At 69.7% G+C, this 12,216-nt stretch carries 12 protein-coding genes; 2 read left to right on the plus strand and 10 right to left on the minus strand.

The window, feature by feature from the left end; translation table 11 throughout:
• Positions 1-42: 42 nt before the first annotated feature.
• The 7 genes from ACIP5Y_RS04630 to ACIP5Y_RS04660 are packed head-to-tail and all read right to left on the minus strand — an operon-like array spanning position 43 to position 7,014.
• Entirely contained in the window at positions 43-849 is an 807-nt protein-coding gene (locus ACIP5Y_RS04630) for an SDR family oxidoreductase (protein WP_400347550.1), read from the minus strand.
• A 3-nt stretch (positions 850-852) separates the two neighbouring features.
• On the minus strand, positions 853-1,917 hold the full coding sequence (locus tag ACIP5Y_RS04635) for a beta-ketoacyl synthase N-terminal-like domain-containing protein (RefSeq protein ID WP_400347552.1): 1,065 nt from the start codon (positions 1,915-1,917) through the stop codon (positions 853-855).
• Entirely contained in the window at positions 1,914-3,116 is a 1,203-nt protein-coding gene (locus tag ACIP5Y_RS04640; RefSeq protein ID WP_400347554.1) for a beta-ketoacyl synthase N-terminal-like domain-containing protein, read from the minus strand. Before ACIP5Y_RS04640 ends, ACIP5Y_RS04635 begins: the two co-directional genes overlap by 4 nt.
• Positions 3,100-4,089 carry a beta-ketoacyl synthase N-terminal-like domain-containing protein gene (locus tag ACIP5Y_RS04645; RefSeq protein ID WP_400347555.1) on the minus strand — a complete coding sequence of 330 codons (990 nt, stop codon included), beginning with the start codon at positions 4,087-4,089 and terminating at the stop codon, positions 3,100-3,102. The genes ACIP5Y_RS04640 and ACIP5Y_RS04645 overlap by 17 nt, the downstream gene beginning before the upstream one ends.
• The gene (locus tag ACIP5Y_RS04650; RefSeq protein WP_400347556.1) at positions 4,086-5,219 is read right to left on the minus strand and encodes a beta-ketoacyl synthase N-terminal-like domain-containing protein; all 1,134 of its coding nucleotides are present in this window, start codon (positions 5,217-5,219) and stop codon (positions 4,086-4,088) included. The genes ACIP5Y_RS04645 and ACIP5Y_RS04650 overlap by 4 nt, the downstream gene beginning before the upstream one ends.
• Complete coding sequence (locus ACIP5Y_RS04655) at positions 5,216-6,775, minus strand: AMP-binding protein (RefSeq protein ID WP_400347557.1); 1,560 nt, start codon at positions 6,773-6,775, stop codon at positions 5,216-5,218. Before ACIP5Y_RS04655 ends, ACIP5Y_RS04650 begins: the two co-directional genes overlap by 4 nt.
• The gene (locus tag ACIP5Y_RS04660) at positions 6,772-7,014 is read right to left on the minus strand and encodes an acyl carrier protein (protein WP_400347558.1); all 243 of its coding nucleotides are present in this window, start codon (positions 7,012-7,014) and stop codon (positions 6,772-6,774) included. Before ACIP5Y_RS04660 ends, ACIP5Y_RS04655 begins: the two co-directional genes overlap by 4 nt.
• 241 nt (positions 7,015-7,255) lie before the next feature.
• On the opposite strand from ACIP5Y_RS04660, the gene ACIP5Y_RS04665 reads away from it, so the two are divergent.
• Positions 7,256-7,723, plus strand: coding sequence for an acyl-CoA thioesterase (locus ACIP5Y_RS04665; RefSeq protein WP_400347560.1), 468 nt, complete (start codon positions 7,256-7,258; stop codon positions 7,721-7,723).
• Positions 7,724-7,733: 10 nt separating this feature from the next.
• Here ACIP5Y_RS04665 and ACIP5Y_RS04670 read toward each other — a convergent pair whose 3' ends face one another.
• From ACIP5Y_RS04670 to ACIP5Y_RS04680, 3 genes are read right to left on the minus strand one after another with little or no spacing between them, the layout of a single operon-like run.
• Positions 7,734-9,584, minus strand: coding sequence for an aldehyde dehydrogenase family protein (locus tag ACIP5Y_RS04670; protein ID WP_400347562.1), 1,851 nt, complete (start codon positions 9,582-9,584; stop codon positions 7,734-7,736).
• Positions 9,581-10,240: a class I SAM-dependent methyltransferase gene (locus ACIP5Y_RS04675; protein ID WP_400347563.1), complete on the minus strand. Its 660-nt coding sequence runs from the start codon at positions 10,238-10,240 to the stop codon at positions 9,581-9,583. The genes ACIP5Y_RS04670 and ACIP5Y_RS04675 overlap by 4 nt, the downstream gene beginning before the upstream one ends.
• A gap of 4 nt (positions 10,241-10,244) precedes the next feature.
• A complete protein-coding gene (locus ACIP5Y_RS04680) occupies positions 10,245-11,144 on the minus strand; it encodes a helix-turn-helix domain-containing protein (protein WP_400347565.1) in 900 nt (299 codons plus the stop codon).
• A gap of 389 nt (positions 11,145-11,533) precedes the next feature.
• Here ACIP5Y_RS04680 and ACIP5Y_RS04685 point away from each other — a divergent pair, with 389 nt between their 5' ends.
• Positions 11,534-12,181 carry an RNA polymerase sigma factor gene (locus tag ACIP5Y_RS04685; protein WP_400347567.1) on the plus strand — a complete coding sequence of 216 codons (648 nt, stop codon included), beginning with the start codon at positions 11,534-11,536 and terminating at the stop codon, positions 12,179-12,181.
• Positions 12,182-12,216 lie beyond the last annotated feature (35 nt).

Below are 12,216 nucleotides of genomic sequence, written 5' to 3' on the forward strand. Positions count from 1 at the left end.
GGTATTCCTTTCGACAATTATTTCTGGACAAGGGTTTTCGGATCAGGCGACGAGCGCCTCACCGCCGTCGACGCCGATCACATTGCCGGTGATCCACGACGAATTCGACAGCGACAGTGCGACAATCGCCTCCGCGACGTCCTCGGCCGTGGTCAGCCGGCCGTGCGGGTTGATCCCGGCGCACCGTCGCAGCACCTGATCACTGCCCGGAATCTTGCGCAGGGCAGGGGTATCGGTGATTCCCGCCCGAATCGCGTTGACCGCGATACCGCGTGGCGCCAGCTCCGCCGCCAGTTGCCGGCAATGCGCCTCCAGGGCCGCCTTCGCGGCCGAGACGGCGCCGTAGTTCGCCAGCACCCGCGTACCACCGGAACTCGTCATCGCGTAGATTTTCGAACCGGTTCCGAGCAGGCCCGCCGCGAGCAGATCCTGCGTCCAGTACACGAGGCTGTGCGCCATCACCTCGGAGGTCATGGCCTGCTGCGTCAGCGTGATCGCCTTGCCGCGGCCCGCATCGCCGACAGCCGGCACGAACGGCAGCAAGCTGCCGAAAGCGACCGAATGCAGCACCACGCGCACCCCCGCCGACCCGGTCAGATCCCGCAGCAAGGCCGGAATATCCGCGCGCGCTTGCGGATCGGTGAGATTGCGGTTGAACAGATGCGCCTGTACCCCGGCGGTGCGCAACTCGACGGCCAGTTCGTCGGCCTGCTCCTGGCCCGCGGCCAGATCGAAATGCACACCCACGATGTGGCAGCCCGCGGCGGCGAGTGCGCGTGCTGCCGCGCGGCCCATTCCGCTGGAGACGCCGAAGATCAGCGCCCACGATCCCTCGAGCGGTATCAGCATTCGTCAATTCCCATCGTGCGAGCCGGATCCGCCGGTGAGCGTGACCGCGGCGAGGTTGCCGTGCGGGGAGGCGGTGAGGATCAGCCGCCGGGGCGCGACAGTCATCGCGGATCGTGACTCGGCCGCGGTATCGGGTCGAGAAGTGGTCGCGAGGTGGCCCACGAGCAGCCGGATCGGGGTGAGGCAGCCGGCGTCGGGGACGGTGCGGGTGACGGTCAGCAGGCCGGGCGGCACATGCGCGGCCAGCCATTCCGCGACCGCCATCCCGACCGGGGAGTTGTCGAGGACCGCGTCCACCACCGCATCACCCCACTCGGCGACGTCCGGACGGGCATCCGGCCCGGCCACTGCCGAGGCGTCACACAGCAACCGTTCGAGCGCCGGTGCGGCGTCGGGCGCGACCGGGTCGAGGAAGGCCGAGCGGGCCGCGCAGTAGCCGTACACTCGTGCGCCGCGGGCCGCGGCCGAGGTGCTGGACTCGCAGATCAGCACGGCCGCACCGCGATCGGCCGGGCCGGTGAACCGATCCTGCGGCGGTGGCGCCTCGACAGCGCCGACCAGGAGCACCGACGCCCGGCCGGTGACCAGCGCCCGCGCCGCGACGCCGAGCGCGTCGAGGCCGGCGGTGGCCGGTGAGTTCGTGGTCAGGTTGAATCCGTTGATCCGGTGTTCCGTCGACAACCGGCTGGCGAACAGGCTCATCGCCATGAACGGTGCGCGCGCCGGGGACAACTCCTCCGCGCCGGCGTCGATGATGGTGCGGTCCATGGATTCCAGCACGCCGGCGCCCGCATTGTTGGTGCCGACCACGACTCCGGTGCGTTCGGGACCGGCGGTGGTCACCGCCGTGTCATCGGCGGCGAGGGCGGCCCGCGCGGCGGCCAGCAGATACTGGCCGGCCGCGGGCACTTTCTTGTAACCCCGGCCCGGGAGGGCAGTGGCGAGATCGAACCAGTCCTCGGCCGTGCTTTCGGGCCGCAGCGCGGCGGCCGGGCCGTCCACGCCGGGGGCGACGATGCCCAGCGCGGTCACGGCGAGCGTTGCGGCGGTGGGGTGCGCGGTGGTCATCGCCGTCCCGCCTCGCGAAGTACGAACGAGGTGTTGTTGCCACCGAAGGCATACGTGTTCACCAGTATCGAGTCGCCGGTCAGGGGCACCGGGCCCGCGCTCGGCAGCCAGACCTCGCAGTCCGGGTCCTGGTCGACGGGCACATTGGCGGGTACGGTGGCGTTCCGCAGGATCAGAGCCGCTGTGAGACAACCGAATACGCCGGCCGCCCCCGCGGTGTGGCCGATCATCGCCTTCAGCGAGAGCAGCGGCAGGCGGTCGGTGCGCGCACCGAACACTCGGCGCAGCGCCCGGCTCTCCACCACGTCGTTCACGGGTGTGCCGGTGCCGTGCGGGATGACGCAGGCGATCTCGTCGGCGGCCAGCCCGGCCGCCGACAGCGCCTCGGTCATCGCCCGTACCGCCTGCCGGCCCTCCGGATCGGGCGCGGTCGGATGGTAGGCGTCGCAACTCCATGCCGCCCCGGCCAATTCGGCGTACGGGCGTACGCCGCGGCGGCGAGCGGAGGCGGCCGACTCCAGCACCACCACCGCCGCACCGTCGCCGAACATGGTGCCCGCCCGCTGCTTGTCGAAGGGCCTGCAGCGCAACGGATCCGCCGCACCCAGGCGATCGAAGCCCGCCATACCGACCCGGGTGACGCCCTCGCCACCACCGACCAGGACCCGCTCGGTCTCCCCACCGCGAATCATGTCCAGCGCGATGGTGAGTGCGTAGCCGCCGGCCGAGCAGGCATTGCCGACACTGACGTTCTCCGCGCGCGACCCGATCGCCGCTCCGACCGCGGAGGACGTGAGAGTCAGTGCGCTCCAGCCGATTCCACCGGCACCGCCCGGGCCCCGGGTGGCCTCGTGGACATCGGCATTGCCCATCTCGACGCCCATGATCACCGGCAGATCCGCGCACTCTGCGGCCGCGATGCCGGCGTCGGCCAGCGCCTCGCGAGCCGCGGCGACGGCCATGCGCGGTCCACGGCCCAGCGGCACCGTCCCCAGCCGGTGCGGCCCGGCCGGCACGGCGGCGTCCGGCGTCAGGTACATCCGGGTGGTCCGCATGTTCAGATGTGGCAGCGGCACCTCGCGGGGCGCCCCGCCGCCGGCGACCAGCCCCCGCCAGTATTCGGCCTGCCCACCGCCGAGGCAGGAGATCGAGCCGAGTCCGGTCACCACCACCCGGTTCGTTTCAGCAATCCGGGTCATGGCCGGAATCCTTTCCTTCACATGGCTTCTCCAGCACCATCGCGGCGGCGGCGCCGCCCTCGCCTTCGGTGTCGGGGCCGCCGGCGACCGCGAGCACACCGGGGTCGCCCGCCGGTTGTCCGGCGAGATATTCGGCCCCCACCGCGCACTGCAGCACGCCGAGTGCACCGGAGCAACGACCCAGTCGCGCGCTGAGATCCAGCGTCCGCGGATACCCGGCAGCCGGTCCGGCGCCGAGCCACAGACCGATCCCGGTGCGGGACTCGGCATTCGGCTCGGCGCTCGACTCGAGCAGCGCGGCCCGCTCCGCCGATTCCGGATCGAGCGTGCGACCGTACCCGCGGATCTCGGCATGCGCGGTCGCGCCCCGGGCGCGGGCATGATCGCCGGCCTCGACCACCAGTGCCACCGCCCCGTCGAGCCACCTGTCGGCACCGGTCTCGCGGTGCAGCCGTGCCACCGGCGCGGTATCGGGTTCGACCCCGATGACCAGCGCCACGTCCGCGCGCCCCGCGACAATGAGGGTGCGGGCCCAGGCGAGCGCGTCGAGGCCGCTCGGAATGCCGCTGCAGAGCGTGAGATTGGGGCCGCTGAGACCGTGCTCGAGAGCCACCCAGCAGGCGGTGACATTGCTCGACATGTGCGGCACCCGGATCGGGCTGATCTCGGTGACCGTTTCCGCGGCAATGGTGTCCACGAAGTCGCAGACCGTATCCAGATTGCCGAAATTGCTGCTCACCACGACCGCGGCGGCGCCCAGATCGGCGCCGAGCAGGCCCGCCGCCCGCAGTGCCCGCTCGGCGGCGCCCAGCGCCAGGCGCGAGGCCCGATCCTTGTGCCGTAACCCACGCCCGGTGACATCCCGCTCCAGGTCGAACACCGGACCGGCCTCCGAGCCCGGCCTCAGCAGATCGGTGACTCCGGCGAGTCCTGTGACGGCCCAGCCTGTTCCGGTGATCACCGCGGTGGTCATGCCGCCTCCACGACCGCGACGGCATTGATGCCGCCGAGCCCGATGGCATTGATCTGCGCGGTGCGCAGCGTGCCGGTCGCCGGTGCGCCACCGACCAGCCGCAGCCCCGCCGCCTCCGGCATGGGCCGGGTCAGCGCGTGGATCGGCGGCACCGCGCCGCACTGTAGTGCCAGCACGGCCGTGATCAGGCTCAGTAGTCCGGACCCGCCGCAAGTATGGCCCGTACCGCCTTTGATCGAAGTGATCCACGGTCCCGGTGCCACCCCGCCGAACACATCGTGCAAGGCTCGTGCTTCGGCGAGATCGTTGTGGTGGGTGCCGCTGCCGTGCACGATCACGAAATCCACCTCTGCCGCGTGTATCCCGCTGCGCCGGTGCGCATGCCGGATCGCACGGGCCACCGACACCGGGTCCGGCACCGTGGGATGCGAAGCGTCACAGTTCATCTCGACTCCGCGCACGACACCGTGCACCCGGCCGGCGTGCACGCCGCGCTTGCGCAGGACCACCGCGACCGCACCCTCCCCCATCACCATGCCGCGGCGGTCCGCATCGAACGGCCGGATCTCCCGAGGGGATGGGAACTGCACCCGATCGAGTGCGCCGAAAGAACTCTCGGCGATGGCGTCGGTGCCGGCCACGACGACGGTGTCGGTGATCCCCGACTCGATCAGGTCGGTGGCCAGGCCGAGCGTGTACAGGGCGGCCGCACAGGCACTCGCGACCGTCTCGGTGCGGCGCACTCCCAGCTGCTCCCGCAGCGCCCGCGCGAAGTGCAGGTCGGCGGGGGTGAGTGGAGCACCGTCGCGCCACCACAGCTCCCCGGATCGCAACTCCCGCAATGTCGTTCCGACAAGGACCGGGATGTCGGCGGCCCGGTCCTGCAGACCGGCCTCGCGCAACGCGTCGCCGACCACCCGCACCAGCCATCGGGTGGCGCGAAACGGCTCGTCACGACCGGGTTCGGCACGGTCGTCGATCTCGTAAGCGTGGCGCATCCGATAGTTCGCTGCCTCGAAGGCCCGCAGCGGTGCGAGGCCCGTGCGACCCGCGCACAGCGCGCGATATATCTCGGACGGTGTCGAACCCAAGCCGCCGACCGCGCTCATGGCGGCGATATCCCAGCTCACGCCGATTCCTTCCGCCCCTCCGGCGAATCACCCTGCAGCACCGGGTCTTCCGGCCTCGCACCGCCGCCCCCGCGGAGCCGGAAACGGGCCAGTTTGCCGACCGAGGTCGTCGGCAGGGCATCGTGCACCTCGATCCGGAAGGGGCGCTTGTACGGGGCCAGGCTCTGCTTGAACATCACCCGGATGGCCTTGTTCAGTGCCTCGGGCCGCCACCCCGGCGCCGCGACGACGTGCGCGACAGCCTGTTCCAGGCCGTGGGCGTCGGTGCGGGCCACCACGGCGCAGTCCGCGACCCCCGGTACGGCGCGGACGACCGCTTCGATCTCCTGCGGCGACACCTTGAAGCCCCCCAAATTGAGCAGATCGTCCGAGCGGCACAGGTAATGCAGTTCACCGGCGGCATCCCGGTATCCGACATCGCCGGTGTACACCCCGCCATCGGCGAAAGTCGGTCTGACAGCGGGCCGCTGGTCCAGATAGCCGAGCGCCACCGAATCGCCGGCGACATGCAGTCTGCCCTGCATACCGTCGGGCAGGACCGCACCCGAATCGTCGCGGACGGTGATCCGGGCACCGGGCACCGACCGGCCCAGCGAACCGTTCGGTGCTGCCGCTGGATCGGTGGCGACCACGATGTGCAGGAGTTCGGTCGTACCCAGGCCGTTGATCAGTGCGAGACCGAACGTCTCGGTCAATCGGCACGCCAGATCGACCGGGTGATGCTCACCCGCCGACACCGCCAGCCGGACCGAGGACAGGTTCACCGGCTTACCGGCGGTGGCGAGTTCGAGCAGGCTCGCATAGGCGCGGGGCACCGCACAGAACACGGTGGGCCGATACCGGTCCAGCGCCGCCGCCACCGTGTACGGGTCCGGCAGGCCGGACATCAGCACCGAGGTGGCGCCGGCCGCCAGGGGGAACAGCAGCGAATTGCCGAAGCCGTACCCGAAAGACAGCTTCGCCGTGGACATCACCACATCGTCGGCGGTCAGCCGCAGCACACTACCGAAGCCGTCGAGTACCGCGCGGATACCGGACAGCGCATGCCGCACCCCGCGAGGGTGACCGGTGCTGCCTGAGGTGAACTGCACGAGCAGCTCCGCGTCGGGAGCGAATTCCGCCGGGCGGTCCGTCGCCGGAGCCCGCGAGTCCCGCAGGTCGAGGGCGGGTACTTCGGGTATGCCCAGTTGTGCGAGAGAGCGCGCGCGGTCGGCGCCCACCGCGAGCCGGGCCGCCACCACCCCGGCGCCGCAGGCGATCTCGGCGATCTCGCGGTCGCGCAGAATCGGATTGACCGGGACCGGGACACAGCCGTGCCACCACAGACCCAGGATCGTGGCGACCATGGCCGCCGAATCGTCGGAGACGACCAGCACCCGGCTGCCCGGGGCGACGCCGGCCGCCGCGAGCGCGGTCGCGTAACCGGCCGCGGCGCTCTCCAATTCGGCGTACGTCACCGGCCCGTGCTCGTGGTCGACACACGCGATGCGATCGCCGTGCCCGGCTCGGACATGCCGTGATATCAGTAGTTCGATCGGATTGGCGGCGCCGCTCATACAGCTCTCCGTAACAGTGGGATCAGATCGGCGAGGGTGTCAGCGCCGGCCACCTCGCCCAGCTCCAGCGTCCGGCCGAACGAACGTTCCGCGCGGGCGATGAATTCGATTTTCTGCAGTGAATTCATTTCCAGATCGTCCTGGAACGAGGTATGCGATCCGACCTCGGTGTCATCCACGTCCAGAACCAGAATCAGTATTTCCCGGACCTTGTCGAGCACAGCCATCTCGTCGACCATGTGCTCGGCCTCCTTCCGTCAACCAGTGCGATCAGGTTCCGAAAATTCGCAATTCGCGTCAACGGCTTGCCCCGGGGACGGGCGGGACTGCGCAATCGTTCCCGCCGCACCGCAACCGATGCCGATCGACTCAGCAACGGATGCACTGGCCCACCCGCGGAATTCTTGAGTGAATAGCTGGAGACCAGGGTGGACTCCGCTTGTCCGCTACGCGCGCAACCCATTCGTCAGGAGGCGTCAGATGGCCGAGAACACCGTTACCGAACCGGTGAGCACGGAATCCACCGCCGAGCCGTTCACCATCCGGTTCGAGGTCCGCAGCTACGAGACCGATCATCAATTGCATCTCAACAGCTCGGTCTACCAGCAGTTCTCGGACCACTCCCGGTTCGCGTGCGTCCGCGCGGCCGGCGTCTCGGTGGACGAACTACTGGGCGGTGGGCTGGGACCGGTCAACTTGGAGACCACCATCCGCTACCACCATGAACTGGTCGGCGGGGATCAGGTCGACGTGTCGTGCGCATGGGAGTGGGGCACCGGCAAGACCTATCGGGTGATCCACGAATTCCGGCTGCCCGACGGCACTCTGGCGGCCGAGGTGGTGCACGTCAGCGGCCTGCTACAGCTCGAGCAGCGCCGCCTGGTCGCCGATCCGGCCGAGCAGTGGCGGTCCCGCGCCACGCGACCGGAGCTGCTCGGCCTGCAGTGACCCGGCGACCTCAGGGCTTCCGTGCCATCAGGGTCAGCACGTCGTAGCGCGCCACAGTCACCCGCTCCTGGTTCTCCACCTCCACATCCCAGCGGACCTCGCTGTGGGTGGTATTCGGCCGGGGCGTGACCCGGATGGCGGTCAGATGCACGGTCAGCTCGTCCCCGGGCCGCACCGGCCCGAGGAAACGCAGATTCTCCAAACCGTAATTGGCCAGCACCGGTCCCGGCTCGGTCGTGGTGAAAAGACCTGCCGCCAGCGACAATACGAGATAGCCGTGCGCAATGATGCCGCGGAACATCGGATTCCGGCGGGCGGCGTCCTCGTCGGTGTGCAGGTAATAGTGGTCCCCGGTCAGTTCGGCGAATTCCGCGATATCGGCCCGGGTAACCGTGCGCGGCCCGGCCGACAGCGAATCGCCGGGCCGCAATTCATCCGCCCACATGTGCAGTGGGTGCCGCTCCGACGGGATGCGGGGAGCGCCACGCACCCAGGTGCCGGTCGCCCCCGCCAGGGTCGACGGCGCGGCGCGAAATGTGGTGACACGCATATGGTTGTGCACCTGGTCCAAGCATTCGGCATCGCTGTGATCCAAGGACGCGATGACCGAGTCCGGGAAGACGACGACCTCCGCGTACGGTGCGGCCGCCGCCGCCAGCCGACGTGCCGCCGCCGGATCCGGGGCGACGATCGCGCAGCGGGTGCGGCGGGGACCCCGGGCCAGCGCGGCAGCCAGCTCCGCCGCCGAACCGTAGCCGAGTAACACCGCCACCGGACCGCGGATGCCGAGCTCGCACGGCGCAGGCCGGTTCGGATCGGCTTCGGCCAGTACCGGGAGCAGATGGTCGCCGGTGTCCAGGGCGGGCGCCGCGAACCTGATCCGAGCGTCGCGCAGCAATTCGGTCAGCTGGGCCGTCACCAGGGCACGGTGCGCCGGGCCCGGCAGCGGGCCCATGGTCACATCCGGATCGCGGGGATCACCGGCGACGACCGCGGCCAGCCGGTCGGTGAGCGCCGCACCGACCTGCGGCACGAACGCGGCCGGTACGAGGATCTGCCGCACCGCGTGCGCGGGGCGGCCGGTCCATCGGGTCATCGAGTCCACGACATGGTCGGCGAACAGCTCGAAGGCGGGAGTGCCCGGTTCGGCGCCGGAACCGAGCACCGCGACGGCGCCGGACCGGACGCCGGCCGGCGCGATTACCTCGTGCGGCGCCGGCACGGCATCGAGATCGTCTGCGCCGCAGACGAATTGCAGTGCACCCGGCGGCAGCTCGGCGGTGATCACGCGCTCGGTCACCAGCGTCAGCAGTGGCGCGGTCAGCGGCGGTGGCAGGATCAGGCACGGCCGGCCGGCCAGGAATGCGGCCGCGAACCGGTCCAGGTAGGCCAGAATGGGCAGCTGATCATCGAGTGGGTGCACGGCCGCACCGGCTCCGGGCACCGCCATCCGCCGGACCGCCGTCGTAGCGGTCCGGCCCGGGAATTCCGCCGCACCCAGCGATATCCGGTTCCCGGCCGGCAGCTCTCGCAGCCCCAGATCGCCGTAACGACGGAGCAGGGCCGCCGCGGCACGGACCTCCAGTGCGGTGTCGACCGGGCGTACCCCCAGCGATACCGCCTCCGCGGCGAACTCCGCCGTATGTCCCCGTACCACCCGGGCCAGTTCCTTGAGCACCGCGGCCCGATCATGGAATCCGGTGTCCCGTAAGGCGGGCACACCCATCGCACCGGCATGATCCAGAGCCGCGGCGAGGACAACGCCGGGCGTGATGGCTCCGGTGGCGGACCCCTTGCCGGGCACCGGGCGACCGGCCGCTGGCCACCAGCGCGCGGCAGCGTAGCTGCTGAGTGTCGTCATTTCTTGCGGAATTCGCCGTAGATCGCGGGGACGGTCGTCTCCTCGGCCGCGCCGGGGAGACGCACCGTCATCGCCGACTCCGTCAGGGTCAGCGTCTGCCATCCGTCCGCGAAGGCGGCGGCCAGATCGGCGGGCACCAGCTGCGGCAGCTGCTCGAACGCCCGCGGCGGGACTCCCAGCTGCGCGAATCCGGCCAGCACCGATCCCGTTGCGGCGGCGCTGAGTTCGAGCATGAAGACGGTGGCTCCGGTCCGGCAGGCGCGATGTACCGCGGCGGCATAGGCGGCCTGTGCCGGTCGCGGGCAGACATCGAACAGTCCGCAGTCGACGACGGTGTCGAAGCGGTCCCGATAGCCCGGCAGCGTCAACGCGTCGCCGACCACGAACTCGATCGGGAGCCCATCCTCGGTGGCTTTGGCGCGGGCCTGCTCGATCGCGACCGCGGAGAGGTCGACACCGGTGACCGCATGGCCGTGCCTGGCCAGCAGCAGCGCCAATTCCCCTGTGCCGCAGCCCGCGTCGAGAACATCGCCGGTGATCCGGTGCCTCGCCGCGAGGTCGGTGAAAACCGGCTGAGCGCGGCCGATGTCCCAGGGCGCCCGCGCCCCGATCGGGCTGCGCCCGGCATAGATGGCGTCGTAGACGAGTGCTCGCACCGGATCACGCACCGTTCGCCAGCACGGTCCGGTACATGCCATTTCGAAACGCCGAGGGGGTGCTCTCGCAGAAAGTCTTGAAGACGCGCAGGAAATGGCTGCTGTCCTGATAGCCGACCATGGCGCCGACCTCATGGATCGGGATGGTCGTGTCACGCAACAGCGACTGCGCCTTCGTGATACGCAGCCCCGTCACGTAATCGATGTAGCGGGTGCCCGTGTGCTTCTTGAACGTCCGCGAGAAATGGAACCGGCTCATGTGCGCGGCGCGGGCGGCGTCGTCCAGCGACAACGTACAACGGGTGTAGTTGTTCCGGATGTATTTGATCGATTGCTCTATCTGCACCGGGACGAGGCCGCGGTCCTCCCCTTCGGCCCGGTGCGGCTCGGCGGTCGCGCTGTCCAGACGTTCACCGAACCAGCACAACTCGTCGGTGAACCGCCGCACCGGGTCCGGCGGCAGGCCGTCGTGCAGATCCTCGTCCGCGAAGGCCGGCGAGTACGGGATGACCACGGCATCGAGGCCGGCCATCACCAGGCGCAGATGGTCGATGGCGCGGGTGCCACGAGACTCGTCGATCACCACGATCCCGACCGGCTTGCGGGACAGGCAACCTCGGCCCAGCCCGTCGAGCGCATTGTTGATGGCGTTCGAGCAGGTGCTGTTGCGTACCTCCGCCACCAGTACGACCGATTGCGCGCCGCCGACCGCGGTGCGGAGCGCCGACACCGGCACGGTGGCGCCGCCGGGCGCGGTGGCCCCGCCGGCCGCCACATACCTTTCCTCGCGCCCGATCCCGATCTCATGGGTGGTGCTGCGCAGCCAGGTCAGCACCCGGGCAACCCGGGCGCTCTGCTGCGGATGGTCGCTGATCAGCACCGTCGTGGGGGTAGCTGTGTCCATTCATCGAGTACAACCCCCGCCCGCTGCACGGCCGCTGCAGGCGCGTTGCAGCAACATTCGCAGGTGCGACCGCGCCGGCCACGCTGCTGGTCAGGGGCGGTACGACGCGGCCCCGCGGCCGGACGACGCCGGTGAGGCGCGACCGGGTCCGTACAGGTCTGCAATGCTTTTACAATTCTTTTTCACCCGCGCGAGCCGATCGGTGACTGCGACTCGACCAGCGCTGAATAGCTGATCGGCAATCCACATTCTTTGCGGTATTCATCGACATCGGTTGCGTCCGGCAGTGAATCCTTGCTCGGTCCGGCCCGGCCGAAAGGCAACTCGTTGACGGTCTTCGCGAATTTCCCGACGCTTTGTCGTATACCGCTATCAAAGAGGTTGAAACCATGAGTCTCACCGAAATTCGCACAGCACCGATCACGAAACCCGTCAATTCACGCGAAGCGAATACACCACGCACCGATGCGGCAGCGGTGCTCCGCATACAGAAATTGGTGACGGCCTGCGTACACGGCAGCCCCGCGGCCTGGCGGATGTTGATCGACGAATACTCGCCGCTGGTCTGGTCCATCACCCGCACCTTCCGGATGACGGCCCACGATCGCGAGGACGCCTACCAGTCGACCTGGGCGAACGTGATCACGCACCTCGACGATCTGCAGTCGCCCGAACGGCTGACGGCCTGGCTGGCGACGACCGCGCGCCGGGAATGCCTCAAGCAGATCAAACGCAGCTCACGAGACATCCCGGTCGGCGACAGCGCCACGATGGAGACGCCCGATCATGAGAGCGAGGCCACGGTCCACCAGGTGTTCCGCCGAGTCGCGGGCGAAGAGGTGCGTGAGGCGTTCCGCCGCCTGCCCGACCGGGACCAGCGCCTGCTCGGACTGCTGGTATCCGACAAGGCGCCCAACTACGACTCGGTCAGCGTCCTGCTCGGACTGCCGCGCGGTTCCATCGGGCCGTTGCGCGGGCGCGCCCTGGCCCGGCTGCGCGGATTGCTGCCCGATTCGGCCCTGATCTGGGTCGCCTGAACACGGCCCGGCCGAAACGGAATGCGATGCCGTAG

The sequence above is a fragment of the Nocardia sp. NPDC088792 genome (genome assembly GCF_044750615.1).
Taxonomy (GTDB): domain Bacteria; phylum Actinomycetota; class Actinomycetes; order Mycobacteriales; family Mycobacteriaceae; genus Nocardia.